The organism is Streptomyces sp. NPDC048269, from assembly GCF_040652395.1.
In the GTDB taxonomy this organism is placed as follows: domain Bacteria; phylum Actinomycetota; class Actinomycetes; order Streptomycetales; family Streptomycetaceae; genus Streptomyces.
In genome coordinates, this window is record NZ_JBEZLW010000004.1 from 330,710 (window position 1) to 356,127 (window position 25,418).

A 25,418-nucleotide genomic window follows, 5' to 3' on the forward strand; every position below is an offset into this window, starting at 1 on the left:
CACTCGATCGTCCTCTACGCAACGTACGGAGAACCATGTCGGTAGCGCTCGGCCCGGTGACGGAGCTCGTCGCGCGGGAACGGGAAGCCGCCGCGCTGCGGGCGCGGCTGCGCGACCCCTCGGTCCGGCTGCTGACGGTGACCGGGCGGGCCGGTGTGGGCAAGTCCCGGCTGGCCACGGAGGCCGTACGGGAACTCGGCGCGGAGTTCGCCCGGGTGGAGGTGGTCGACGCGGCGGAGCTCGGGGCCGCGGTGAACGGACCGCTGTGCCCCCCGGGGCCCGAGGAGCCCGGCCGGGTCCTGGTGCTGCTCGACGGCTGTGACCACGATGCGCGTCCCGCCGCCGCCGCGGCCCTCGCGGCGGCGGCCGGTGATCCGCGCGTGGTGGTGCTGGCCACCGCGGTGGAACCGCTCGGGGTGTACGGGGAACAGCTGCTGCCGCTGGCGCCGTTGCCCGTACCGGATCCCGCGGACGGCTCGGCCGACCCGCACGAGGTGCGGGAGTCCCCGTCGGTCGCGCTGTTCGTGCGCCGGGCCCGGGACGCCGACCCGGCTTTCGCGCTCACCATGGAGAACGCGGCGGCCGTCGCCGAGACCTGCAGGCTCCTCGACGGCCTCCCGCTCGCCGTCGAACTCGCCGCGCGCCGGGTACGGCTCTTTCCTCCCCATCTGCTGCCGGCCCGGCTGCGCGGCCGTACGACCGTGCTGGCGGGCGGACCCGCGCACGCGCCCGAGCGGCACCGCTCGCTCGCGGCGCTCGCCGAGTGGAGCTGTCGCGGGCTGGACGCCCCGGTCCGCGCCCTGCTGGAGCGGCTCTCGGTGTACGAGCCCGGCTTCGGTCTGCCGGCGGCGGGGGTGTCTGCGGAGGCGGGCGTCGAAACCCTGCTGGACCGCGGGCTGCTGGCCGTGGTGGGTGAGGAGCGGGGAGAGCTGCGGCTGGCCGTGACCGAACCCGTGCGGTCCCACTGCCGTGCGTCGCTCGCGGAGTCGGGCCGCGACGGCGCGGCGCTGGACGCGCACGCGGAGCGCTACCGCCAGCTGGTGACCGCCTCGCAGCCCGGCCTGAACGGAACCGGACAGGAACGACTGCTGAACGAGTTGGCCGCCGAGGGTGCGAACGTGACGGCTGCCCTGCGGCGGCTGCGCGAGCGCGGCGACAGCGAGGGGGCCGCCGCCCTGGTCCTCTGCTGCCGGCTGCCCTGGCTGGCGCAGGGGCGGCTGCGGGAAGGGCTGGAGTGGTGCGACGGCGCGGCCGAGGCGGCGGGGCCGCCGCTGCCGGACGCCGTACGAGCCAGGCTGGCCGACATGTCGGGGCTGTTCGCGCTCGCGCTGGGCGATCCGCAGGAGGCCGTACACCGCCACCGGCGCGCGCTCGCGCTGGGCAAGGCCGTGGGCGACCGGCGGCAGAACGCGCTCGCCTCCGCCCACCTGGGTACGGCGCTGCTGAAGGCCGGTGATACGCCGGGGGCGCGGGCCGTGCTGGTGACCGCGCTGAACGCCCTGGAGTCCATGGGCGTCACCGGGGGCGCGGCCGGGGCGGCGGCCTCCCTCGCTGCCGTGCTGCGCGCCGACGGTGACCGGCGCAAGGCGCAGGAGCTGCTGGACCGGGCCGAGGAGACCTTCCGGCGGATCCGGGACGGGCGGGGCCTGGGGGGCGTTCTGCGGACCTCGGCGGCGCTGGCCCTGGAGGGCGAGGATCCGGACCGGGCCGACCGGGCGTTGCGGGAGGCCCTGCGGCTGTACGGCGCGATCGGCGAGCGGTCCGAACTGCCGGACCTGCTGGAGGAGTTCGCGCTGCTCCTGTCGCGCACGGCGCCCGCACAGCGGCCGCGGACCGTGCGGCTGCTGGCGGCGGCCGACACCTTGCGGGCCGCAGCGGGCGCCGAAGTGCCGGACGAGTGGCGTTCCGAGGCCGAGCGGGCGCGTACGGAGCTCAGCGCGCGGCTGGACTGGTCCGACTTCGCCACGGCGTGGGCGGAGGGGGTGCGGATGAGCGCGCCCGCCGCGGTGGCGGAGGCCCTCTCCGCGCCCGCGGCCTCGCGCCGCCCGGTGGCGGGGGCGGTCGCCGAGGCGCCGTCGCTCACCCCGCGGCAGGTCCAGGTGGCGCTGCTGGTGTCGGAAGGACTGACGAACCGCCATATCGCGGCCAGGCTGGACATTTCGGAGTGGACGGTGGTCAACCACGTCCGCCAGGTGATGCGCCGGCTCGGGTGCACCTCGCGCGTGCAGGTCGCCGGGGCGGTGGGCCGATGGGCCTGACGGACTCCCCCTCGTACCCCGCGGCGGAGGGTCTGGGCTCCGCCCACGGCCGGCCCCTGGACCTCACCGCGCCGGCCCGCGTGGCGGCGAGGTTCCGGGCCGCCGGCTGGTGGCGGCCGGAGACGTTCCTCGACGACCTGTACCGAACGGCCGCCGCCGCGCCCGAGCGCCCGGCGATCGTCTCGGAGCGGGCCCACCGGCCCGCCGACCGGCGCCGGGTCACCGTCACGTACGCCCAGCTGGCGCTGTACGTCGACCGGTTCGCCGCCGCCCTGGCCTCGCTCGGGGTGACCCCCGGGGATCCGGTCGCCTACCAGCTGCCGAGCTGGTGGGAGACCGCGGCGCTGACCCTCGCCTGCCTGCGGGCCGGGGCGGTCGCGGTGCCCGTGCTGCCGACCGTACGGGCCCACGGGCTGCACCGGATCCTGGAGAGCACCCGGGCCCGGGTCTGCGTGGTGCCCGACGTGTGGGAGGGTTATCCGCACGCCGAGGCCCTCGCGGACCTCGCCCCACGCCTGCCGTGGCTGCGTCACCGGGTCGTCGTGGGGGACGCGGCGGCGACGGGGGCGGTCGACTTCACGTCGCACTTCCGGCGCACCGCGCACGAGCGCACGGAGGCGGGCAGGCGGAGCAGGCCGCACCGCGGCCAGGCGGACCGGCCCGCCCTGCTGATCAGCGTGATGGGCCTGCGGGACGCCTACACCTCGGTGCTGCACTCCCCCAACACGCTGTACGCCAACATCGCCTCCCAGCACGACGGCGACGGCCCGGGGCGGCGGCCCCGCGAGGTCTTCCTCAGCACGCTGCCGCTCACCTCGCTGGCCTCGCTGATCTACACCGTGTGCTGGCCGCTGGCGGTCGGCGGGACGGGGGTCTACCAGGACGTGTGGGAACCGGGCCGGTGCCTGGACCTGATGGCGGCGGCCGGGGTGGACCAGGTCTACGCGGAGCCCGCCTACTTCTCCGAGCTGCTCACCACGCAGCAGCGCCGCCCCCGGGACCTGGACCGGCTGCGGCTGGTGCTGTCCGGCGGGCGCACCAGCACCCCGCCGCCGCTCGCCGCCGAACTCCGCGCGGTGTTCGGCGTACCGGTGCTCTCCGTATGGGGGACCCCGGAACTGGGCATGGGCGCGCTCACCGGGGACACCCCCGACGAGGGCGACGCCTTCCACCCGCTGCGCGGGCTGGAGGTGTCCGCCGGGTACGGGACGCCGGCGCTCACGGTGCGCGGGCCGTCGGTCTGCCTGGCCACCTGGGGGCAGGGGGACCCGGCGCCGGTGGCGACGTGGGAGCGGGCCGACGGCTGGCTCGACACGGGGGACCTGGCGCAGTCCGGCCCGCACGGCGGGATCCGGGTCCTGGCCAGGGCCGGGACGCGGACCGGGGCGATCTTCATGGTGCCGGTGGCCGAGGTGGAGGAGCAGTTGCTGACCCACCCCCGGGTCCGCGAGGCCGCGGTCGTCGCCTACACCGACCCCGAGCACGGGGAGCTGCCCTGCGCCGTCGTGGTCCCGACCGCGCAGGACCGGCCGCCCGGTCCGGCCGAGCTGCGCGAGCACCTCACCGCCCGGGGCGTGGCGGAGGCCTTCCTGCCCACGCGGCTGGAGATCGTCGGCGCACTGCCGCGCGACGACCTCGGCCGGATCCGCCGCGGCGCGCTGCGCAGCTGGCTGACGCGCCTGCGGCCCGGCGGGCCCCGGCAGGCCCCCGACTGAGGCGCGGCCGCCGCCGGGGCCGGGGTCCGCCGTGCCGGAGAGGTCGCCGGACCGGAGGAGTCCGCCGGACCGGTCGCCTGAGAGGTCGCCGGACCGGATCCGGTCCTCGGCGCCGTTTCCTGGGCCGGGGGCGGAATCCGTCCTCGGCGGCGCCGTGCGCCCCGGGGGTCACTCGCAGCCGGCCACCCGGCGGGCGAAGGCGGCGAGTTCGGTGCGCCACCGGGCCTCGACGGGGGCTCCCGCCACGGCCTCGTCCGCGCGCGCCAGGAGTCCTGCGATGATCTCCTCGGCCCCGTCCCGGGCCCGCGCGTCGAAGAACACGTCGCGCAGGAACTGGGCGTCGCCGTCGAAGCCCGGGCCGCCGCGCAGGAATCCGCGGATCCGCCAGGCGGCGTGCAGGGCCCGCGCGTACGCCTCGTACGGCTCGCGCAGATCGCTCCGCCCCGCCAGCGAGGCGCCGATCAGCAGCGCGTGGCGCAGCCCGTACCAGCCCGCGCCGCAGCCGCTGCCGCAGCCCTCCAGGCACTGCCCCGGCCATGCGTCGTCGAGGTACTCGGTCGCGGCGGCGGCCTCGGTGTGCGCGCCGATCGCCCGCTCGGTCCGCAGGTCGTCCCACAGCTCCCAGGCCTCGTACGGGAGCCGGACGGCCAGCCGGTCACCGTAGGCGAGCGCGAGGTCCCCCGCGAGCACGGCGGTCCCCTCGCCGAACCGGCGGGACTCGCCCCGCCAGCCGTTGCGCTCGTGCTCGGCGGCGTGGCTGACGTGCAGGGTCGGGATGCCCCGGCGCAGCGGCGCGTTGTCCCGTACGTCCTCACGGATCATCAGGCAGGTGTCGAGGAGTTCGAGCGCGGCGGCCGCGGCCACGGCGTCCTCGCCGTCCGGATCGCCGCCCGCCGCGAGGTATCCGGTGAGGCAGATGACCGGGTGGGCCCGCTCGGCCCCGGCCTGGACGAGTTCGGCGACGCCGGCCACGAGGACGGCGCTGCGCGGGTCGGAGGTACGCCGGGTGCGGTGCTCCTCGGCGAGCAGTCGGGCGAGGCGCTCCTCGACCCGGTCGAGCATGGCGTCGCGGACCTGTCCGGGTGTGGCCGTGCGCCACGGCTGGTCGTGCGTCGGTGTGGTCATGGTGCCCTCCCTGGTGGGCTGCGGCTCATGACCGAACCGTTTCGCACACGGCTCGCGCGGAGCCAGCGGGGAGGGCTCACCTGAGCGGGCCCGGGGGAAGACGGGGCCAAGTGCGCCAGTTGTCTGCCAGGGAGGGCCGGGGTCGGGGCGGGCTTGCCATGACCTTGCTATCCCGCGCACCGCTGCCGTGGCGGGCGCGGGCGCGGGCTCGGGCTCGGGCTCGGGCTCGGGATCGGGATCGGGATCAGACGAACTCCGCGACGCCCAGGTGGAAGTCGACCGGGAGTGCCTGCCGGCCGGGGATCTCCAGCTTGCGGTAGACGCGGGTCAGGTGCTGTTCCACCGTGCTCACGGTGATGTAGAGCTTCTGGGCGATCTCGCGGTTGGTGTGGCCGTGCACCGCGAGCAGGGCCACGCGCTTTTCCGACTCGCTGAGGCTCGCGACGAGGTCGGCGTGCGGGGTCTCGGCCGTCTCCCCGGCGTCGGAGCCGTCGCCGGTGTGGCCGGGGAGGATCTTCACGCACAGGGACTCGGCTCCGCACTCCCTGGCGACGTGCCAGGCCCGGCGGTTGACCATGGCGGCGCGGGCGGGCTCGCCGATCTCCCGCAGCACCTGGCCGAAGTCACTCATCGCGCGGGCCAGTTCGTACTGGTCCCCCGAACGGTGCAGATCGTCCACGGCCTTGGCGAGCATCGCCTGCCGCTCCTTCGGCTCGCGCAGGGAGGCCCGCAGCCGCAGGGACATCCCGCGCACCCACGGGTCGGCGGCGTCCCGGCTGCTGAGCTGGTCCGCGAGGAACCGTTCGGCCTGGCGTGCCTCGCCGAGCCGCAGCAGGGCCTCCGCCGCGTCGGTGCGCCAGGGCAGGAGCCGCGGCCGGTCCAGGCCCCAGCGCTTCATGTGGCGGCCGACGTCCAGGAAGTCGCCGAGCGCCGCGTGGAAGCGGCTCGTGGCGAGCGCGTACTGGCCCCGGGCGCGGAGGTACGCGAGTCCGTGGATGCTCCCGGTCAGCTCGGCGGGGACGGGCCGGCTCAGTACGGCCGCGGCCTCCTCCGGCCTGCCCATGGCGGTGCAGGCCCGGACCAGGGTCCCGGCGACCCCGCTCAGCAGGACGCTTCCGCCGCGTACGGGTACGGCCCGCAGGACCCCTTCCGCGGTCTGGGCCGCGCCCCTGAGGTCGCCCAGGCGCATCCGGGCCTCGGCGAGCAGGCCGGCGAACACGGCCTGCCAGCCGGTGGCCCCGCGCCGGGTCGCCTGGAGGACGAAGGACTCGCACCAGGGCAGCGCCCGTCCGGCGCCGTCCAGGTACAGGAGGGTGCGCAGGGCCTGGACCACCGGCTCCACGGTGCCTTCGGCGAGGATGGCGCCCCGGAGGAAGAGTTCGGCGGCCTGGGCGGCCGCGCCTTCCTCCGTATCCACCGGCAGGGCCCACAGGGCGGCCGGGTGGACCGGGGTCCTGGCCGTGCGGCCGGCCGGGGGCGGTCCGGTCTCGGCCGGTGTGCCGCGGCGGTTGGAGGCCGCCCACTGGGGGAACGCGGAGAGTCCGTCCAGGGGATCGTCCCCGGGGATGTCGCCCGGCCTGCGCTCCGCGCCAGGGTGCCGCCCTCCGGCGGCCGCCAGCCGTTCCAGTACGTCGGCCGACTCGTCGATCCGGCCCTGGGCGGCCAGTACCCGGGCCAGCGGGCCCATGGCGTGCGGCCCCAGCTGTCCGGCGGCCAGGGCGCAGAGGGGTTCGCGGAGGTGGCGTTCGGCCGCGGCCGGGTCGGTGCGGCCGGCGACGACGCTGAGTCTGACGGCGAGTTCGGCGCGCCCCGCGTCATCGGGGCTTGCCTCCTGGGCGAGTCGCAGGACGGCCGCGGCCTGTTCGAGGGCTCCGTCGGCGACGTACTGGTCCGCGGCGGACCGCAGGACGGGCAGGGCCCATTCCTCGCAGGTGTGGCGTGCGCCGAGCAGTTGGTCGGCGACCGCCGTGTCGGGCGCGCCCGAGGCGCGGGCGAGCAGGGCGGCCTCCCGGTGCAGGGCCGCCCGTGCCGCCGGGTCCATCCGGTCGAGTACGGCGGCCCGGGCGGCCGGGTGACGGAACCCGTGCCCGCCTTCGGCGGCGAGCAGGCCCGCGGCGTCGAGCGCGGCGAGGGCCCGGGCGACGGCGGGCCCGGCGGCGCCGGTCAGCCGTGTGAGGTGCGCGGCGCTCGCGAGACCGTCGAGTACGGCGATCGCGTCGGCCAGTTCGGTGGTGGCGGGCCCGCAGCGGTGCAGGCAGGCGAGCACGGCCTGGGCGTAGGCGTCGCCGGGGCGGCTCCGGGGGTCCTGGAGCAGGGACCGCAGCAGCAGCGGGTTTCCGCCGCTGGCCCGGTGCAGCCGTTCGGTCTCCGCCTCGGTGCGGTCCGGCAGCATGGCGCGGACGGCTTCCGGGGTGAACCGTTCGAGCCGCAGTCGTACGAAGTGGGGCAGGCGGAGCAGTTCGGTGCGCAGCAGCGGGTCGTCGCCGCGTTCGTGCACCGACTCGGCGAACGCCAGGAGGATCCTGGCCTGGCGGGTGCCGCGCGCCAGGTGCAGCAGGTAGCGGCTGGAGAGTTCGTCGGCGTGGTGCAGGTCGTCGACGCAGATCACCACGGGTGCGGCGGTGCTCAGTTCGCGGACGGCGGCGGCGAACGCCTGCATGGCCTCGACCCGCGCCGCCTCGTGCGGCGGCGGCGGGAGGGCCCCGGCCGGTGCGTCGGCCGCCAACTGGCGCAGGACGCCGAGCGGATGGCCGCGTTCGGCGGCGGTGCCCATGGCGCGCAGGACGACCGCGCCGCGGGCCTCGGCGTGGGCGGCGACGGTCTCCAGGAATTCGCTCTTTCCGCAGCCGACCGCCCCTTCGATCAATAGTAATCCGGCATTTCCTTCGGCACAGCCGTCGAGCAGTGCATGTGAAAGAGAAAGTTCCTCGGCACGCCGGAACAACACCATAGGGTCCCCCAGTGTCCCTTTTCCGTGCGTTCCGGGAAGGACCGCGAAAATCGGAAAGAGGGATGGTCGAGCATCGCTTGAGCGGGAATTCAAGATCAGTATAGGCTCGAAATCCAGCGCCCCACGGTGTCCGGAAGTTGCCAGACATCAATCCCCGGCAGGGGCTCCGGGGAAGATCCGGCGCGGGACGTTGCGCGGGTGGCCGGGCCTTCGCCACTCACGCGGGTAGCCCACGGACACCTCTTCGAAGCGCACGCCGTCGTACCACGTGGTGCGCGGGATGTGCAGGTGGCCGTAGACGACGGCCGCCGCCCGGAACCGGGTGTGCCAGTCGGCGGTCAGTTCGGTGCCGCACCATTGGGCGAACTCGGGGTGCCGCAGGATCCGGGTGGGGTTCCTGACCAGCGGAAAATGGTTGACGAGCACCATGCGCAGGTCGGGGTCACAGGCAGCGAGGCGCTGCTCGGTGACGGCGACCCTGGCCCGGCACCAGGCCTCACGGGACGGGTACGGGTCGGGATGCAGCATGAACTCGTCGGTGCACACCACTCCGGCCTCGTACGCCTGCTCCAGCGCCTCCTCCCGGGTGGCCGCCCCGGGCGCGCGGAAGCTGTAGTCGTACAGCAGGAAGAGGGGAGCCACGACGAGCGGTCCGCCCTGTCCCGACCATACGGGATAGGGGTCTTCCGGAGTCTGCACGCCGAAGGAGCGGCAGATCTCGACGAGGTGCCGGTAGCGCGCTTCTCCACGCAAGGGCACCGGATCGTCGCGCAGCGTCCAGAGATCATGATTTCCGGGCGCCCACACCACGGTGGCGTAGCGCCGGGTGAGCACGTCGAGCACCCATCGAAGATCGTCGGGCGACTCTCCCACGTCCCCGGCCACGATCAGCCAGTCGGCGGGACTGTCCGGATACAGCTCCTCGACGATCCGTCGATTCTCGCGGAATGCGACGTGGAGGTCGCTGATGCCCATGAGGTTTCCGTGCGGCATTCCGCGAGGATGGGCGACCGATCATGCGGTGCACACCCCTGTTCATCCCCTCAATCGCCGGTGGACGTACGGACCGTGCCGCATGACAGGCGGATGGCAATGCCGGCGGGTGGCGGTGCCAGCCTCCCGGCAGGAAGCCGTCCCCGGGGACGGCGGATGGCAGCGGCCTGGGAGGAAACCGGGTGCGCGGGGGCCGATCGGGGCGGGCGGCGCCTCCGTTCGTGGCCGGGGCGGGGCGCCGGCGGCAGCGTGGGAGCTGTCAGACCGACCCATCGACCGGGGGGAATGCCGTGCTCACGAAGCTCCTGCCATCGGATGTCGCCACCGCCGAGTCCACCGTCGACCCCGACGGCGTATTCCTCTTCCCGGAGGAAGAACTCCTGATCAGCAACGCCGTTCCGAAGCGGCGGGCGGAGTTCGGGACCGTGCGGTGGTGCGCCCGGCGGGCGATGGGGTCCCTCGGGGTGCCCGCGGCGCCCGTGGTGCCGGGCCGGCGCGGGGTCCCGCAGTGGGACGCCTCGGTGGTGGGGTCGATGACGCACTGCGCGGGCTACCGGGGAGTGGCGCTCGCCCGCGCCTCGGAGTTCGCCGCGGTGGGCATCGACGCGGAGCCGAACGCTCCACTGCCGGACGGGGTGCTGGAGTCGATCGCGCTGCCCCAGGAACTGCGCCGGACGCGGGAGCTGGCCCGGGCGGTGCCGGAGGTGGCGTGGGACCGGCTGCTCTTCAGCATGAAGGAGGCGGTGTACAAGACGTGGTTCCCGCTCACCGGACAGGAGCTGGACTTCACCGACGCCCTGGTCACCGTCGACGCGGGGCAGGAGACGTTCCGCGCCCGGCTGCTGCCGGACCCCGGGTGGCTCTCGCCGGACGGGCCCACCGCGTTCAGCGGCCGCTGGTCGGCGGCCGAGGGCGTACTGCTCAGCGCCATAGCGGTGCCGGCCGCGCGTCCGGCGGACGCCGCAGGGGCCCGGACAGCGCGAAGCGCTCCCCCCATTCACCGTGCGGGGAGCGCTTGCTGAACCGGATCACCTGCGGGGTCTGGTCATCCCCAGCGGTCGTCCTCCGGGGTCGTGGTGTACCCCTGGCCGGCCCCGTCGGGACCACTGACTCCGGCGGACCGGGCGGATGTGCCCGGCAGAACCGGGCCCGACATGAACTGCACCCCCATAACGGCCATGACCATACCCGCCAGTAAGGTCAAGTAAATCGAGGAGAATTTACCGGAAACTACCCTCACGACTCCCCCAGTCGAAGATCGAGATTAACTCCCCCAGCACAGCTTCGCCCGATTTCTCCGGCTTTGGCGTCTCTGGTGATGCGAATAGAGTGCTTGATATCGATCATTCGCGCCAAGGGCCTTACGCTGGCGTAAAGTTACGTGGCAGCAATTACACCGATCAGTGGGGGCTGAGATGTTCGCAGGGGAGGGCCCGGAATCTTCAGGGTTCGCCGAGCTGGACGACATCAGCGCGGCGGCGTACGGTCTCGCGGTCGAGTGCGGCCGCTTCGTACGCGAGAAGATCGCCGAGGAGCTGTCCCTGACACCCGCGGAGATCACACGGGTGGAACAGGTGCTGCGCGGGGTCCGCCTGCTCCAGTCCATGCCGGGCCATCCGTCCGAACTGACCCCCGTCACACCCGATGTGGCGGCCGCGTCCCTGGTGGCACCCGCGGAGCGGCACATCCGGGAACTGCAGCAGGCGGTGACCGACGTCCGGGCGAAGCTGCTGTCCCTGACGCCGCTGTACTTCGAGGGACGCCGGCTGCGCAACCGCCTGGAGGCCTTCGACATCATCACCGATGTCACCCGGATCCAGGCGATGCTCAACCACCTGAGCCAGAACTGCAAGAGCGAGCTGCTCACCGTCCAGCCCGGCGGCGCCCGCCCGGCCGAACTGCTCGAGGAAGCACGGGAGTCGGCGCTGTCCACCCTGGCGCGCGGCGTCCGGATCCGGACCATCTACCAGCACACCGCGCGCAACGACCTGCCCACCCGCTCGTACGTCCGCGACGTCACCGTCCAGGGCGCGGAGATCCGTACCGCCGACGAGGTCATCGACCGGCTGATCATCTACGACCGGGAGGTGGCCTTCCTGCCGGAACGATCCGCCCGGGACAGCGCGCCCGGTGCGGCGATCGTCCGCGAGCCCACGCTCGTGGCCTTCCTGTGCTCCGTCTTCGAGTACCTGTGGGACGGCGCGTCCCCGTACGTCGTGGAGTCCCAACGGTCCCCCGCCTCCTCCGACGAGCTCAAGTGGTCGATCATCCGGCTGATGACCAAGGGCTACAAGGACGAGATGGTCGCCCGCCGGCTCGGCATGTCGGTGCGCACGTGCCGCCGCCACATCGCCGAGATCACCGAAGAGCTGGAAGCCACCAGCCGCTTCCAGGCGGGCTACAACGCCGCACGGCTGGAGATGCTCTCCGGCGGTCCGGCCGCGTCCTCCTTATCGTGAATCGCGGGGCCCGCCGGCACCCGGCGGTGCCGGTCACCGCCCCGGGTCCCCCTCCAGCGCCTCAGTGATGGCGTCCACGCAGTCCTGGTCCAGCATCGTCGTGACATGGGCGTCCTGGAGCCGGCCGAAGCCCGCGTCGTAGACCGCGGCGCTGACGACGTAGCCGCCGGCCAGCGGGAAGGTCCGGAAGATCCACTCGTCTCCGGTGCCCGCCGTCCCGTCCGGCCGCTGGACCCGTACCGGCCTGCCGTCGGGACCGAAGCCGAACTCGGTGAAGCGGAACTGCATGCCCTGGCCGATGGCTTTGCTGTAGGCCTCCTTGAGGGTCCACAGCCGCACGAGCGCGCCGTTGCGCTCCTCCTCCGGCATCCCGGACAGCAGCACCAGCTCGTAGGGCGTGCAGATGTGGCGGCCCAGACCGCTGCCGTACATCTCCCGGTCGGCGCGTTCCGCGTCCACGCCGATCAGGCCGCAGGTCGTCAGACCCACGAGGAGCAGGTCCTCCGTGTGGCTGAGGCTGATGTCGATCTGGTCGCAGCCGCGCAGGTACGGGCGGCCGGTCGGCCCGTAGGCCAGTTCCAGGTCGGCGGGTTCGCTGGCGAGCACCGCGCCCGCCGCGTACTTCAGCAGCATCCGGGAGGCGATGTAGCGGTTGCGCACGTCGGCGTGCGTCAGGTCGAGGTAGCGCGTCCAGTCGCGGCCGAGCAGTTCGCGCAGCCCGTCACCGGAGGGCAGGACGGGCTCCAGGTCCTTCAGCCACGCGTAGACCAGCGCGGTCCCGTGGTCTGCCAGGTCTTCCCTGACCCGGTCCCACGAGTCCCCTCCCGGGACCACGGCGACGGGCTCACCGAGCGGCGGGCCGAGCGTGGGGCTGCCCGGGGCGGTCATCCGTACTCCTTCACCAGCGTGTGGATGTCGCGGAGGCTGTGCGCCTCCAGCAGACGGTGCACCGGCACCCGGTGGCCGGACTCCTCCAGGAGGGCCAGCAGCCGGAGCAGGTTGAGCGAGTCCCAGCCGGGCAGGTTCACCAGAGCGGTGTCCGCGCCCGCGGGGATGTCGAGGTCCAGGCCGAGGTCGTCCCGGACCGTCCGAAGGAACGTGTCGAGGCTGTCGAGGCTCATCCGCCCGCCTTCCCCCAGGATTCGGTGATGCGCACGTGGCCGGGGACTTCCGGCACCCGCGCCAGGTCGTGGTGGAACTCCACCGCCCCGTCCGCCCCCGCCCCGTCCCGGGCCGCGCGGGGCCGGACCTCCGTGAAGCCGCAGGACGGGTAGAAGTCACGGACGCGGTGGTTGCGCGGGGTGGGCACGTACCGGGCCGTCACCTCGGACAGCCCGAGGTCGCGGGCCCGGGCCAGCAGCACCGCGAGGCAGGCCTGTTCGACGCCCCGGCCGAGCACGCGGCAGCTGAGCCACATGTTGTCCAGGTGCAGCGCCCCGTCGGCGAAGGTCCCCAGCACCGCCCCGACCAGGCCGTTGTCGCCGAACCGGTCCGAGGTACGGGCGGCGAGCAGCAGGTGCCGGTCCGGGTCGGCGGCCAGGGATGCCAGCTCGGACTCCTGGTGGCCGCCGCCGGTGAGGTTGAACTGGTTGGTGCGCAGGGTCAGCTGGGACAGCCGGGCGAACTCGTGGGGCCGGGGCGGCCCGCACCCGACGCCGACACCGAGGGCCCGCAGGAACTCCTCGTGCGAGCCCGAGCTCTCGTGCAGGGCCCGGCGTTCGCGCTGCCGGTGGTACTCGCCGGTCCTGGCCCGGTCCTCGTCGGTCAGCCGCAGGGTGTCGAACCAGCCGTCCGCGAGGAGCCGGGTCACGTGCAGCGCGGGCTCGCCGTCGAGCGGTACGACGGCCACCTCGGGCGCACCGAAGCGCACCTGGGCGCGCTCGGCCGGCGAGTCGTCGGCGAAGACGAGGGCGTCGGTGGCGATGTCCAGCCGGTGCGCGATGTCGGCGAGATTGCCGTCCTTGGGCTGCCAGTTGGCGTTGATCCGTACGAAGTCCTCCTCGCGCAGCACGAGATCGGGATGTCCTCGCAGCGCCGCGAGGACCGGGCCTTCGTCGTTCTTGCTGCTCACCGCGAGGAGGACGCCCTGGGAGCCGAGCTGCTTGACGCACTTCTGGAAGGCCCCGAACGCCTCCCCCCGCAGCGTGCCGGCCGCCGCGACGCCGTCGGGTCCCCGCTCGCCGAGCACGCCGTCCCACAGGGTGTTGTCGAGGTCGAGCACCAGGCATTTGCGGGTCATGCCGCGCAGGGCGCGGGCCAGGTGCGCGACCTCGCGTGCGTACGCGGCGAGGAGTTCCGCGCCGAGCTGGACCTTCGCGTAACGCGCCAGGCGCGCGTCGGTGACCGGTCCGCCCTCGCCGACCAGCGGTTCGAGGTCGATCACCACGAGGCGGTGGGCGGACTCGGTGAGGCGCAGCAGGCGGGCGTTGAACTCCCGCCAGACCGCGCCGAGCAGGGCCCGGGAGCGGTGGTCGAGGAGCTGGTGGCTGTGGGCGCGCGGCAGTGGAACGGTGTTGAGCACCAGGGTGCCGGGGGCCCGGTCCGCGAGCGCGATGCACCGCCGCAGCACCTCCTCCCCCGCCGCTTCGACGTCCTCGGGCCGCCACACCGCGGGAACCTCGCAGAACACGGTCTCGGCGTCGAGCAGACACAGGGTCAGATCGGGTGCGGCCGCTCGCAGTTCGCCGCCCGGGTCGGTCAGGTCGCGCAGGTAGGTGCCGTGCTCGCCGAGGACGGGCCGCAGCAGCAGTCCGTGGCGGGCCAGTTCGCCCGTGAGGGGATCGACGACGTGGCCGACCGTGGACTGGCCGGTGACGGCCACCGTCACCACGGGTGTCCGCGGATGGTGGGCCAGCACGGCATCGGGGTCGAGCCCGGCGAGCAGCCTCCCGGCCGCGGCGGCGGCCGAGGCCGTGCCCGCGCCGACCTGTCCGCCCGGTCCGCCAGGCCCGCCCGGTCCGCCCGGTCCGCTCTCGTCCGCGAGCAGCGCCGGCACCTGGTCGTACGCCTTTTCCAGCAGGCCCCGCGTGCGCAGGTCGCGCAGCCGGTCCAGTCCCGTCGTCATCGACGCCTCACACCTTCTCCAGGGCGAACCCGGCTCTGATCCACCTGCTGGACTCCACGCACAGGGCGAGTGCGCGCTCTCCCTCGGAGAACGTCGGCAGCAGCCGGTCGAGTTGCAGGAACGGCAGGGCGTTGCCCGTGTTGCCGGTCTCCGAGACGCAGGAGACCTCCCGCGCCGAGGTGGCCGGCAGCCGCTCCAGGATCCGTGCGGTCATCCGCCGGGAGAGCTGGGGCGGCAGCAGGTAGCCGATGTCGTCCAGACTCCATCCGAGTCCGCCGAGCAGCTCCCAGAGGATCTCCACGGAGATCGACGGGACGTGCTCCTCGATCGCCTTGTAGTCCTCGGCCAGCATCGGCCGCTCCGAGTGGCGGTCGGTGGTCCCGTACCAGTCCAGCACCTGGCCGGGCGCACGGCCCTGACCGGTCCAGGAGTTCAGCACCGCCCGTACGGCCACCCGCTCGCCCTCGGGCTCGTCCGTGAGGACGGCGGCGCCGGCTCCGTCCCCGAACAGGACGTAGTTGACCAGTTCCTCGGTGGGCATCCGGGCGGTGTCCCCCCGGGGCGACAGGAAGCGGTGCGTGACGTCCCCGCCGAGGATCAGGCCCGCCCGGTGGCCGCCGCGGATCAGGGTGCGGCCGAGGTCGAGGGCCTGGATCGCGCCGGAACAGCCCGACTGGAGCTGGAAGACGGGCAGATGGCCGAGGCCGAGCCGGTCGGCGACCTCGCTCGCGGTGGTCGGCAGGAGAAGGTCGGGGGTGGCGGTGGCGAGGACCAGGAACTCCATGTCGGCGGGGTCGAGCCCGGAGGCGTCGACGGCCTGCGCGCCGGCCTCGGCGCACAGGTCGGCCAGCGAGCCGCGGACCTCCCCGGTCACCGGGTCCCAGCCGAAGTGCCGGGTGCGGGTGCCGACGAAGATGTCGATCCACTCCTCGCTCACCCCCAGCAGCCGGCCGAGCGCGGAGTTGTCCACCGGGTCGCCGGGCAGTGCCGTACCGGTCGCCGCGAGGTAGACCGCGGGGGCCGTCACGCCGACCTCGCGGTGATCAGGTCGCCGAGGAACTCGGCGAGCGAGCCGACCGAGTTCAACGCGGGCAGCATCTGCTGGACGGACACCTCGCCGACGCGCGGCAGCCGGGCCTCCACCCGGTTCTTGAGCTGCATGATCATCACCGAGTCGAAGCCGAGGTCCTCGTGGAAGCGGGCCTCGCGCACCACGCGCTCCGGGGGGTATCCGCCGACCTCGGTGACCGCCTCGACGACGGCGAGCAGTACCGGGTCGGCGGCGTCGCGGGCGGCGGCGGTCGCGGGGGCGGCGGCCTCGGCGGCCTGCCACTGCGGCCGGTCTTCGGGCCCGCCGTCCGGCCGGCGCTCCTCGCCCGGAGGCGGAGCCGGAGCCGGGAGCGGGGCGGCGGGCGCCGGGGTCCGCCGGTCCCAGTAACGCTGCGCCGAGGAGAACACGTACGGGCTCAGCGGCTCGACGACCCGGTGCTCGGGGTCGTACAGCTCCTCCCAGAGCGGGTCGAGTCCGCAGCGGTGCAGCGCGGCGACCGCCTCGGCCAGGTCCCGGCCGGTCGCCTCGGGGCCCGGGGCGGGGTGCAGGAGCTCCGCACCCGGTACCCGGCCGCCCCGGGCGGCGATCTGCAGCAGCTGGGTGCGCGGGCCGATCTCGATCAGATGGGTGGGGGCGATGTCCGAGACGAGCGCTCTCAGCGCGGTGTCCATGAGCACGGGCTCCTCGATCTGGTCGGCCCAATAGCCGGCGTCCATGGGTTCGTGGTGCAGCATCCGGCCGTACCGGGTCGAGGCCACCGGCACGGCGGGCGGCGCGCACCGCACCTCGGCGGTGCGCAGCGCGGCGGCGGCCGGGGCCATCAGGGCCGAGTGGAAGGCGTGGGAGACGGGCAGCTCCCTGACCCGTACGCCGCGCCCGGCGAGCTCCTTGCCGATCCTCGCCAGGACGTCCAGGGGCCCGGAGACCACGGTGTCCGCGGGGCCGTTCAGCGCGGCCACGGCGGCCTCCGGCTCCGCCGCCAGGATCCCGGCGAGCCCCCCGGGTCCGGTGGCGGCGGCGATCATGCCGCCGCCCCGGGGCAGTTCTCCGGTCAGCGCGCCGCGCCGGACCACCAGCCGGGCGGCCTCCTCCAGGCCGACGGCGCCCGCGGTCACCGCCGCCGCGTACTCGCCCAGGCTGTGGCCGAGGACGGCGGCCGGGGCGACGCCGAGCGAGGTGAGCGTGCGGGCCAGGGCGTAGCCGACGGCGAACAGGGCGGGCTGCGCGAACTCGGCACGGTGCACCCGCTCGTCGCCGCCGAGGATCAGGTCGCGCACCGACGTGCCCAGGAGTCCTGCGAGGGCCGCGTCGGCCTCGGCGAGATGGCGGCGGTAGGCGGCGGACTCGCGGTGGAGTCCCGCCGTCATGCCGGGGTACTCGGTGCCCTGCCCGGTGAAGAGGAAGGCCACGACGGGTCTGCCCCACGGGCGGCCGGCGCTCGCGCCGCCGTCCTGGGCGGCGGCCCGGCGCAGTTCGTCCACCAGCTCGTCGGTGTCGCGCACGGTCACCGCGAACCGGTGCGGCAAGCCGGTCTTGACGCGGTTGCTGCTCCATCCCAGGGCCGCGGCGCCGCCGCGCGGCCGCCTGGCGACCGCGTCGGCCTGGGCGGCGAGGTTGCGGCGCAGGGCCTCGGGGGTGTCGGCGCTGACGGTGAACACGCCGACGGCCCCGCCCGCCGTTCCCGTACGGGCCCGGGCGGCGGCAGCCGTACGGCGGGGACGGGGCGCCGTGCCCAGGATCGCGTGGGCGTTGGTACCGCCCATCCCGAAGCTGCTCACCCCGGCGAGGCTCTCCCCGCGCGGCAGCCGCATCGGGGACTTCAGCAGCCGCAGGCCCCGGTCGGCGAGCCGCAGCTGCGGGTTCTCGCGGTCGGCGAAGAGGCTGGCGGGGACGATGCGGTGGTGCAGGGCCAGCGCGGTCTTGATGAGGCCGGCGACGCCCGCCGCGCCCTCGGTGTGGCCCAGGTTTCCCTTGACGGAGCCGAGCGCGCACGGGGTGCCGCGCGGGACCCCGTGCACCGCGCCGAGCGCCGCGCACTCGATGGCGTCGCCGAGTACGGTCCCGGTGCCGTGCCCCTCCACGAAGGCGACGCGGTCCGGGGTGACGCCGGCCCGCCGGTACGCGGAGTTCAGCACCCGTTGCTGCGACCAGCGGTTGGGGGCGATGACCCCGTTGCTGCGGCCGTCCTGGTTGACGGCGCTGCCGCGCAGTACGGCGTAGATCCGCTGCCCGTCGGCGAGCGCGTCGTCGAGTCTGCGCAGCACGACCAGGCCGACGCCGTCGCTGCGCCCGATCCCGTCGGCGTCGGCGCTGTAGGGCTTGCAGCGGCCGTCGGCGGCGGCCAGGCCGAGCTGTCCGTAGACCATGCCCAGCGAGGGCGACAGCACGATGTTGACGCCGCCGGCCAGGGCGGTGTCGCACTCCCCGGCCAGCAGGGAGGTGGCGGCGAGGTGGACGGCGACGAGCGAGGAGGAGCAGGCCGTGTCGACGGCGAGGCTGGGCCCGGTGAAGTTGAAGTGGTACGAGATCCGGTTGGCGGCCATTCCGGCGCTGCTGCCCGCGCCGAGCAGCGGGGTGACGCGCGCGAGGTCGCTCATGGTGAGGCGGCCCCACTCGCCGCCCATCATCCCGACGAACACGCCGGTCTCGGTGCCGGCGAGTTCGCCCGGGGCGCGGCCGGAGTCCTCCAGGGCGCGCCAGGCGCAGGGCAGCAGCAGCCGCTGGTGCGGGTCCATCGCGGCGGCCTCGCGCGGGGTGACGGAGAAGAAGTCACTGTCGAAGACATCGACGTCGTCGAGGAAACCGCCGCTGCCGCTGACCGCGGGGAAGTCCGCCGCTTCCCAGCGCTGTGCGGGGACGGGGCCGATGGCGGCCCCGCCCCGCAGCAGCAGGTCCCAGTACGCCTGCACGCCCGCCGCCCCGGGGAACGCGCAGTCGATGCCGACGATGGCGATGTCCCCCATCAGCGCTGGTCCCGCGCGGACGGCTCGGTGGCGGCGAGGACGGCCGACAGGTGGCGGCCCAGGCTCTCCACGGTCGGGTGGTCCCACAGCAGCGTCGGCTCCACCTCCAGCCCGAACTCGTCCTCCAGGTCTCCGCACAGGCTCAGCGCGGCCACCGAGTCCATGCCGTACTCGGCGAGCGGCACGGTCGGGTCGATGGTCTCGGGAGCCCGGCGCAGGTAGAGCGAGAGGCGGGCCGACAGCCACTCGTGCGGCGGTACGCCGACCGTGGTCGCCGCGGCCGCCGTGGTCGCGGTGTGCCGGCTGGTGGGAACGGTCATCGTGGGACTCCTTCGGTGCGTACGGCCCGGGGCCCGGTCAGCCCGGGATGGGGGTGGAGTAGAGGTCGTAGCTGATCTGGGTGCTGAAGCGGAGCTGCACCTCGTGCCGGATCCGGGTCTCGCACTCCGGCGGCAGGTCGGCCACGCGCGTGCCCAGCCGGCGGGCGATGTGGTGCAGCGCGGCCGCCGCCCAGCACGGGTCGGCGAGGAACGGGTCCGGCCCGTACCGGCCCTGGTCCCACAGGCCCAGCACGGCGGCCGCGGCCAGCAGCAGCGCGTACCGGTCCATGAGCGCGAACCTCGCGGGCTGTGCGGAGGCCGCCGCGCCCGCCGCCTCCAGCCTGAGCACCCGGCCGCGTACGTCCCGGAACTCCTCGACGAGCTGTCCGGCGAGCGTGCGCAGGGCGCGCTCGACGGGACCGCCGCCGTCGATGCCCGAGCTGACGGCGAGCATCGTCGCGGTGAGGGAGTCCCGCCCGCACGCGAGGCTGAGCCGGTCGGTGCGCAGCGGCGGCAGGTCTCCGCGCAGCCGGAACAGGCCCGCGGGCGCCTCGTCCTCCAGGAACCACGAGGTCTGGGCCAGGCGCGGCATCTGGGGGATGACCGTGGCCTGGCAGGCGACCGTACCGGCGTGGCCGAGGCTGAGCACCGGTACGTCCCTGACGTGCTTCTGGAAGATGCCGAGGGTGCCCTCGCGGGTGTAGAACCCGGAGCCGAGGACGATGGACAGGTCGTACATGGTCTCGGTGAGCACCCTGGGCAGCAGGTACTTGAGCGCCGCAGAGTAGACGCTGGTCTCGGCGGGCAGCAGGTGCAGGGCCCTGGTGGCGACGACGGCGAGGCTGTCGTACAGCAGCAGGTTGACGAAGGCGCTGGTCAGTGCCGCGCCGGTGCGGCTCCCGTCGGTGCCGCGGGCCTGCCAGCCGCCGGAGTGCTCGCGGTCGAAGCGGACGGCCGTGCGCAGGCTGGTGTCGAGCGCGGCGACGGCCGACGCCGCGATCACCGTCCGGCTGATCTGGAAGGAGCGCAGGGCGGTCTCGATGCCGCTGCCCTCGGGCCCGAGCAGCGCGGATCCGGGCACCGGGCAGTCGTCGAACTCCACGCCCGCGAACCGGCACCCGCGCAGGCCCACCGGGGTGCGGCGGGCCGTCACCGCGGCGCGCGCGCCGGTCAGCTGCTCGGGTTCCAGCAGCAGCACCGAGTGGCTGCGGCTGCCGGGTGCGGGGTCGGTCCGGCAGAACAGGACCAGCGCACCGGCCCGCTCCAGGTTGTTGACGAGGGGCTTGCCCCCGCTGATCAGATAGCCGTGCGGGCCGCGCCGGGCGGTGACCTGGCTGCGCACGTAGTCGTTGCTGTGGGCGGTCTCGTGCTGGGCGATGGCCGCCTTGCCGCCGTCGCGCAGCAGCCGGGCCAGCCAGTGCCGCTGCCGGGAACTGCCGGCGGTCCACACGTCGGAGGCGGCCATGAAGGTGGTCATGCCGTGGCCCATGGCCAGGCCCACGTCCCGGCGGAAGACCGGGCGCATGATCCTGACCAGGGTGTCCATCCCGTCGAGCCGTCCGCCCAGGGCCTGCGGGATGTACTCGTCGGTGATCCCGAAGTCGTCGAGGAGGGCCTCGCCGGCGGCGAAGGGCACCGCGGCCCGGTCGGCCTCCAGCAGCGAGGTGTAGCCGACCGGGTTGGCGGGGTCCGAGGGGTCACCGAGCAGTGACTCCAGGGCGGCGACCCGGGTCCGCACGGCGCTCTCGCGCCGGTGCGCCACCGCCTGGTCGCCGAGGAGGGCTGTCACCACCTTCTTCCTCCGTCGGCTCCTTCCGGCCGCAGCAGGTCCTCGCCGAACAGCACGTCCTCGGAGCGGGCCAGCGCCCACACGTCCGGGGTGAGCACCTCGTACTCGCCGCGGACCACGCCGTCGAGGAAGAGCTTGCGCATCAGGGTGCGCTGCACCTTGCCGCTGCTGGTGCGGCGTACGGCGCCGGGGCGCACCAGCAGGATGTTGCCGGCCGGGACCTCGAACTCCTTGCCGATCAGGGCCTGGATCTTCTGCGCGACGGTGCGCAGCTCCTCGCTGCCCGCTCCGCGCACCTCCTGGACGAGGACGAGGTGCTCCCGTCCGGCGTCCACGGAGAAGGCGGCGCCGACGCCGAAGGTCAGGGCGGGGCTGACGGTCCGCGCGGCCCACTCGACGTCCTGCGGGTACACGTTGCGGCCGTTGATGATGACGACTTCCTTCAGCCGCCCGGTGACGAACAGCTCGCCGTTCTCGAGCATCCCCAGGTCGCCGGTGCGCAGGAAGTTGCTCTCCTCGTCGTTGAGGCTGGCGCGGAAGGTCCGCACGGTCTCGGTGGGCCGCTGCCAGTAGCCGCGGGCCACGCTGTATCCGCGCAGCCAGATCTCGCCGACCGCACCGGGCGGGAGTTCGTGGTGGGTCAGCGGGTCGACGATGCGGACTTCGACGTCGACCGGGGCGCCGCAGCCGACGAGGGTCTGGACGCGCTCGGTGCCGGTGGCCGAGGGCCCGGCGCCGACCACCCGGTCGCGTTCCAGGGCGGTCTTGTTGAAGTCCTTGCGGACGTGCGGGGTGCCGGGGACGCCACCGGAGACGACCAGGGTCGCCTCGGCCAGTCCGTAGCAGGGACGCAGGGCCTCGGGGCGGAAACCGGCCGGGGCGAACTTCTCGGCGAACTCGTCCAGGCTCTCGGGGCGTACGGGTTCGGCTCCGTTGAGGGCGAGGCGCCAGCGGGACAGGTCCAGGGCGGCGACCTGCTCGTCCTTCACCCGCCGCACGCACAGGTCGTAGCCGAAGTTGGGGCCGCCGCCGACGGTGACGCCGTACTCGTCGATGGCCTGGAGCCAGCGCAGCGGGCGCTTGACGAAGGACAGGGGGGAGACCTGGACGCTGTGACTGCCGAGCCAGACCGGGTGCAGCAGGTGGGCGACGAGGCCCATGTCGTGGAAGTACGGCAGCCAGCTGCCGAAGCGGTCCTCGCGGGTGGTGTGCAGCACCTTCTGCAGGGCGGCCTGGTTGGCGAGCAGGTTGCGGTGCGAGACGGTCACGCCGCGCGGTTCGGAGACCGAGCCGGACGTGTACTGGAGGAACACGAGGTCGTCGGGTCGGGCGGTGACGGGCCGCCAGGCATCGGCGTCGCCGATGCCGGGGACGTCGGTGACCACGCAGGCCGCGTCGGGGCGGGAGTTGCGGGCGAGCCAGAGCGCGACCTCGGGCGCGGCGGTGGTTTCGGTGAGGACCACCCTGGCGCCGGTGTCCTTCAGGACGGCGGTCGTACGGTTGAGCCGCTTGTCGCGGCCGGCTTCGCCCGGCATCGGTACGGGGACCGCGACGGCCCCGGCGTAGAGGCAGCCGGCGAAGGCCTTGAGGAACTCGACGGTCGAGGAGTAGACCAGCAGCACGGGCTGCTCGGTCACGCCGTACTCCTGGAGGCAGGCCGCGATGCGTCTCGCCTCCCGGTCCAGCTCCCCGTACGTGAGGTGTTCGGCCTGCGCTCCGCCGGCCGTGTCGCGGAGGAAGACGTGCACGTCCTCGTCGGCGAGTTCAGCCGTCCGAACGCGGAGCAGTTCGGTGAAGGTGGCGAAGCGTGACTCTGACATCCGCGGCATCCCCTCGCGTCTGCGGGCCCGTGGATCTGCGGACCTCGTTTACCGGCGATCCTCCGCGCGCATCCTTAAGGGGCGCTTGCGCGACCGGCGTCCGGAGCCCCTCCGGACCGGTCCTAAGGGGGCGGCAGGGGTGCTCGGCGCGCGGATGGGCGGGCCACCCTCGGACCATGGACACTCACACCGACACCGGGGCGCCGCGGGAAGCGGCGATCGTCTTCCCCGGTATGCAACCGACCGCCTTCTCCGAGGTCGCCCGGTTCATGCTGGTCAACCCGTACGCGCGGGAGCTGCACGCGATCGCCGACGACGTGCTGGGCTTCTCACTGGCCGACCGGTACCAGCAGGCCGACGGCGACTACTCGCTCTACGGGCAGATCTCGTTCGTGGTGAACTGCCTGGCGCTGGCGCGATGGGCGACGGACCGGCTGGAGCTCGCGCCCGCGTACGTGACCGGGCCCAGCTTCGGGGCCCGGGCCGCCGCCGTGTACGCCGGGGCGCTCGAATTCGCCGACGCCGTACGGATGACCGCGCAGCTCGCCGACACGATGGAGGACTACTTCGCGCGGGAGCACCCCGCCCTGGTGACCCAGTCGATGGCGCGGGTGCCGCAGGACAAGGTCGCGCTGCTGCGCCGGGAGCTCGACGAGCGCGGCGAGTGGAACGACGTGTCCTGCGTCGTCGACCACGACTTCACGATGCTGACGGTGCACGAGTCGGTCCTCGACTGGCTCCAGCGGCGGATCCGTTCGCTGGGCGGGATGTCGCTGTACACGATGAAGCCGCCCATGCACTCGTACCTCTTCGGCGGGCTGCGGGACCGGGTGGATTCCGACATCTTCGAGGGGCTGGCCTGGTCCGAGCCGCGGCTTCCGCTCGTCGCGGACCAGGACGGCCGGCTGGTGACCACCGGCGAAGGGGTGCGCGGGATGCTGCTGGACGGCTTCGTGCGTACGGTGCGGTGGCCGGACGTGGTGTCCACGCTGGAGAGGGCCGGTGTCGGCCGGCTGTACGTGTCCGGGCAGGACGGGCTGTTCACCCGTGTCGCGTGCACCACGCGCGCCTTCGAGGTGGTGCCGGTGACGCCCCGGTCGGCGATGCAGCCGGTACGGCGGCGGCTGCCGGCGGCGGCCTGACGACTGGACTGTCCGACCCGCCCGACCTGCCCGCCTGCCTGTTGCCTGACCTGCCCGATCCGCCTGACATTCGGCGTACGGACGACTGGAGGGGCCGGTACCCGCTCGGTACCGGCCCCTCTCACGTGTGCCGTCCGGTCACTTGCCGTCCACCGTGAAGGCGTAGAAGGTGCCCTCGGTGAGGCTGCCGGTGGTTCCGCCGCCGTTGGCGAAGCGGGCGTAGCCGTTGCCCCAGTAGACGGTGCCGTCGACGACCGCGGGGCCCGCGTTGGACGAGTACGGCGCGGTGAAGTCCCACAGGTAGGCGCCGGTCGCCGCGTCGAGCGCGTACATGCGGCCGCTGGTGGAGCCCCCGAAGACGACGCCGTTGGCAGCGGTCAGGGCACCCCAGGCGAAGCCGTCCGTGCGGTCCGCGACCTGCCAGAGGACCTTTCCGGTCTGCGGGTCGAGCGCCGCGAACGAGCTGCGGGTCGTCGTGGTGCCGTCGGCCAGCTGGTACGGCAGCTTGTTGAAGTTGGCCTCGGCGATGTAGATCCGCTTGTCGTCGTTGGCGGTACCCCATTCGATGCCGCCGATGTGGCCGCCGGGGCCGGCCGCCGCGCTCCAGACCACGGCGCCGGTGGCCGCGTCCATCAGCCAGTACTCGCCGCTCTTCTCGCCCGCGCCGATCACCTTGCGGGGGCAGCCGTTGGGGCCCTTGATGGTGAACAGGTGCGCGCCGTCGCCGAAGTCGTAGTCGTAACCGGGGTTCGGCGGGCAGTTGTTGGGCGGGAATCCGGGGATGCAGCCGGTGTTCCAGGCGTCGAAGCGCTTGGCACCGGTGTTCCACTTGATGCGGCCGGTCGTCATGTCCAGGGCCAGCACCGTGTCCACGTAGTTGTCCGGGGCGTAGCACTCGGCGGGGGTGTGGCCGGCGGTCTGGCAGTCGCTGACGGACTGCGGGACGGTGTAGTTGTTGCCGGTGGTGAAATACACCGTGTTGGTCGACGGGTCGAGCGCCGGGGTGCCCCAGACGGCCACGCCGCTGTAGCCGCCGACCTTGCCGCCGTTGTCGGGGGTCGTGTACTGGCGCCACAGGAGGTTGCCGGTCGCGGCGTCGATGGCGTTCACGCTGCCGCGGAACGTGCAGCAGGGGTACGCCGGGTCGAGGGCGCCCTCGGACTCGCGGGAGGAGACCCCCTGGTAGATCACGCCTTGGTGCACGACGGGCGACTGGGTCAGCACCGCCTTGTACTGGGTGTCGATCTCCCGCTTCCACACCAGGTTGCCGGTGGCGGCGTCGACCGACATCAGGACGGCCTTGTTCCAGTCGGCTATGTAGAGCTTGCCGCCGACGAGGGTGGGGCTGGACCGGGAGACGGAGGCCGGGTCACCGGTGTAGTCGGACACCTTGCGCGACCAGACCGGACGGCCGGTCTTGGCCTCCACCTTGTGCAGGTAGCCGCCCCAGTCGGGGAAGTACACGGCTCCGCCGGCCACGGCCGGGGTGGCCGACACGTCGCCGTGGGTGGCGTACGTCCACTTTGCCTTGAGGCGGCCGACGTTGCCCTTGCCGATCGTCGTTTCCTGCGGGTTGACGCGGCTGTTGCCGATGTCGTGGCCGCCGGTCGGCCAGGAGGAAGGCGGCGAGGACGCGTTGGTGGCCGGCGCGGTGGACAGCGCGGCGGTCAGTGCGAGTACGGCGAGCAGCGCGAATCTGCGGACCACTCCCTGCCGGGACCGGGGTCTTGTGCGCATGGGACTTCCTCTTCCGTGCTGTGATGGGGTTC

The 25,418-nt window shown here is 73.8% G+C and carries 17 protein-coding genes; 5 read left to right on the forward strand and 12 right to left on the reverse strand.

Annotation, left to right across the window (positions count from 1 at the left end):
* Positions 1-35: 35 nt before the first annotated feature.
* Both AB0D48_RS07085 and AB0D48_RS07090 read left to right on the forward strand, forming a co-directional pair.
* On the forward strand, positions 36-2,258 hold the full coding sequence (locus tag AB0D48_RS07085) for a LuxR C-terminal-related transcriptional regulator (protein ID WP_362391649.1): 2,223 nt from the start codon (positions 36-38) through the stop codon (positions 2,256-2,258).
* Entirely contained in the window at positions 2,249-3,973 is a 1,725-nt protein-coding gene (locus AB0D48_RS07090) for an AMP-binding protein (protein WP_362391651.1), read from the forward strand. The genes AB0D48_RS07085 and AB0D48_RS07090 overlap by 10 nt, the downstream gene beginning before the upstream one ends.
* A gap of 168 nt (positions 3,974-4,141) precedes the next feature.
* Here the strand turns inward: AB0D48_RS07090 and AB0D48_RS07095 are convergent, their stop codons facing one another.
* The 3 genes from AB0D48_RS07095 to AB0D48_RS07105 all read right to left on the reverse strand — a co-directional run bounded on the left by AB0D48_RS07095 (position 4,142) and on the right by AB0D48_RS07105 (position 9,041).
* Positions 4,142-5,098: a polyprenyl synthetase family protein gene (locus AB0D48_RS07095; protein WP_362391653.1), complete on the reverse strand. Its 957-nt coding sequence runs from the start codon at positions 5,096-5,098 to the stop codon at positions 4,142-4,144.
* Between the two features lie 244 nt (positions 5,099-5,342).
* A complete protein-coding gene (locus AB0D48_RS07100) occupies positions 5,343-8,048 on the reverse strand; it encodes an AAA family ATPase (RefSeq protein ID WP_362391655.1) in 2,706 nt (901 codons plus the stop codon).
* A 147-nt stretch (positions 8,049-8,195) separates the two neighbouring features.
* A complete protein-coding gene (locus AB0D48_RS07105) occupies positions 8,196-9,041 on the reverse strand; it encodes a metallophosphoesterase (protein WP_362391657.1) in 846 nt (281 codons plus the stop codon).
* A gap of 290 nt (positions 9,042-9,331) precedes the next feature.
* Here AB0D48_RS07105 and AB0D48_RS07110 point away from each other — a divergent pair, with 290 nt between their 5' ends.
* Entirely contained in the window at positions 9,332-10,063 is a 732-nt protein-coding gene (locus tag AB0D48_RS07110) for a 4'-phosphopantetheinyl transferase superfamily protein (RefSeq protein WP_362391659.1), read from the forward strand.
* A gap of 393 nt (positions 10,064-10,456) precedes the next feature.
* Positions 10,457-11,500 carry a hypothetical protein gene (locus tag AB0D48_RS07115; protein WP_362391661.1) on the forward strand — a complete coding sequence of 348 codons (1,044 nt, stop codon included), beginning with the start codon at positions 10,457-10,459 and terminating at the stop codon, positions 11,498-11,500.
* Between the two features lie 33 nt (positions 11,501-11,533).
* Here the strand turns inward: AB0D48_RS07115 and AB0D48_RS07120 are convergent, their stop codons facing one another.
* Genes AB0D48_RS07120 through AB0D48_RS07155 form a run of 8 tightly spaced genes read right to left on the reverse strand, consistent with a single transcriptional unit; the run spans position 11,534 to position 22,507 of the window.
* A complete protein-coding gene (locus AB0D48_RS07120) occupies positions 11,534-12,388 on the reverse strand; it encodes a 4'-phosphopantetheinyl transferase superfamily protein (protein ID WP_362391663.1) in 855 nt (284 codons plus the stop codon).
* Positions 12,385-12,621 (reverse strand): phosphopantetheine-binding protein, encoded by a 237-nt coding sequence (locus AB0D48_RS07125; protein WP_362391665.1) that lies wholly within the window; start codon positions 12,619-12,621, stop codon positions 12,385-12,387. Before AB0D48_RS07125 ends, AB0D48_RS07120 begins: the two co-directional genes overlap by 4 nt.
* The gene (locus AB0D48_RS07130) at positions 12,618-14,564 is read right to left on the reverse strand and encodes an HAD-IIIC family phosphatase (RefSeq protein WP_362391667.1); all 1,947 of its coding nucleotides are present in this window, start codon (positions 14,562-14,564) and stop codon (positions 12,618-12,620) included. The genes AB0D48_RS07125 and AB0D48_RS07130 overlap by 4 nt, the downstream gene beginning before the upstream one ends.
* Before the next feature lie 7 nt (positions 14,565-14,571).
* A complete protein-coding gene (locus AB0D48_RS07135) occupies positions 14,572-15,591 on the reverse strand; it encodes a 3-oxoacyl-ACP synthase III family protein (RefSeq protein ID WP_362391669.1) in 1,020 nt (339 codons plus the stop codon).
* The gene (locus AB0D48_RS07140; RefSeq protein ID WP_362391671.1) at positions 15,588-18,578 is read right to left on the reverse strand and encodes a beta-ketoacyl synthase N-terminal-like domain-containing protein; all 2,991 of its coding nucleotides are present in this window, start codon (positions 18,576-18,578) and stop codon (positions 15,588-15,590) included. The genes AB0D48_RS07135 and AB0D48_RS07140 overlap by 4 nt, the downstream gene beginning before the upstream one ends.
* On the reverse strand, positions 18,578-18,898 hold the full coding sequence (locus AB0D48_RS07145) for an acyl carrier protein (RefSeq protein ID WP_362391673.1): 321 nt from the start codon (positions 18,896-18,898) through the stop codon (positions 18,578-18,580). The genes AB0D48_RS07140 and AB0D48_RS07145 overlap by 1 nt, the downstream gene beginning before the upstream one ends.
* A gap of 37 nt (positions 18,899-18,935) precedes the next feature.
* The gene (locus AB0D48_RS07150; protein ID WP_362391675.1) at positions 18,936-20,687 is read right to left on the reverse strand and encodes an acyl-CoA dehydrogenase; all 1,752 of its coding nucleotides are present in this window, start codon (positions 20,685-20,687) and stop codon (positions 18,936-18,938) included.
* The gene (locus AB0D48_RS07155) at positions 20,684-22,507 is read right to left on the reverse strand and encodes a fatty acyl-AMP ligase (RefSeq protein WP_362391677.1); all 1,824 of its coding nucleotides are present in this window, start codon (positions 22,505-22,507) and stop codon (positions 20,684-20,686) included. Before AB0D48_RS07155 ends, AB0D48_RS07150 begins: the two co-directional genes overlap by 4 nt.
* Before the next feature lie 176 nt (positions 22,508-22,683).
* On the opposite strand from AB0D48_RS07155, the gene AB0D48_RS07160 reads away from it, so the two are divergent.
* A complete protein-coding gene (locus AB0D48_RS07160) occupies positions 22,684-23,649 on the forward strand; it encodes an ACP S-malonyltransferase (RefSeq protein ID WP_362391679.1) in 966 nt (321 codons plus the stop codon).
* A 138-nt stretch (positions 23,650-23,787) separates the two neighbouring features.
* Here AB0D48_RS07160 and AB0D48_RS07165 read toward each other — a convergent pair whose 3' ends face one another.
* A complete protein-coding gene (locus AB0D48_RS07165) occupies positions 23,788-25,386 on the reverse strand; it encodes a PQQ-binding-like beta-propeller repeat protein (RefSeq protein WP_362391681.1) in 1,599 nt (532 codons plus the stop codon).
* Between the last annotated feature and the right edge of the window lie 32 nt (positions 25,387-25,418).

Excerpts from the sequence above, each read along its gene's own strand:
- AB0D48_RS07085 (WP_362391649.1), top strand. The coding sequence starts at position 36 with ATGTCGGTAGCGCTCGGCCCGGTGACGGAGCTCGTCGCGCGGGAACGG.
- AB0D48_RS07090 (WP_362391651.1), top strand. The coding sequence starts at position 2,249 with ATGGGCCTGACGGACTCCCCCTCGTACCCCGCGGCGGAGGGTCTGGGC.
- AB0D48_RS07095 (WP_362391653.1), bottom strand. The coding sequence starts at position 5,098 with ATGACCACACCGACGCACGACCAGCCGTGGCGCACGGCCACACCCGGA.
- AB0D48_RS07100 (WP_362391655.1), bottom strand. The coding sequence starts at position 8,048 with ATGGTGTTGTTCCGGCGTGCCGAGGAACTTTCTCTTTCACATGCACTG.
- AB0D48_RS07105 (WP_362391657.1), bottom strand. The coding sequence starts at position 9,041 with ATGCCGCACGGAAACCTCATGGGCATCAGCGACCTCCACGTCGCATTC.
- AB0D48_RS07115 (WP_362391661.1), top strand. The coding sequence starts at position 10,457 with ATGTTCGCAGGGGAGGGCCCGGAATCTTCAGGGTTCGCCGAGCTGGAC.
- AB0D48_RS07120 (WP_362391663.1), bottom strand. The coding sequence starts at position 12,388 with ATGACCGCCCCGGGCAGCCCCACGCTCGGCCCGCCGCTCGGTGAGCCC.
- AB0D48_RS07125 (WP_362391665.1), bottom strand. The coding sequence starts at position 12,621 with ATGAGCCTCGACAGCCTCGACACGTTCCTTCGGACGGTCCGGGACGAC.
- AB0D48_RS07130 (WP_362391667.1), bottom strand. The coding sequence starts at position 14,564 with ATGACGACGGGACTGGACCGGCTGCGCGACCTGCGCACGCGGGGCCTG.
- AB0D48_RS07140 (WP_362391671.1), bottom strand. The coding sequence starts at position 18,578 with ATGGGGGACATCGCCATCGTCGGCATCGACTGCGCGTTCCCCGGGGCG.
- AB0D48_RS07145 (WP_362391673.1), bottom strand. The coding sequence starts at position 18,898 with ATGACCGTTCCCACCAGCCGGCACACCGCGACCACGGCGGCCGCGGCG.
- AB0D48_RS07155 (WP_362391677.1), bottom strand. The coding sequence starts at position 22,507 with ATGTCAGAGTCACGCTTCGCCACCTTCACCGAACTGCTCCGCGTTCGG.
- AB0D48_RS07160 (WP_362391679.1), top strand. The coding sequence starts at position 22,684 with ATGGACACTCACACCGACACCGGGGCGCCGCGGGAAGCGGCGATCGTC.
- AB0D48_RS07165 (WP_362391681.1), bottom strand. The coding sequence starts at position 25,386 with ATGCGCACAAGACCCCGGTCCCGGCAGGGAGTGGTCCGCAGATTCGCG.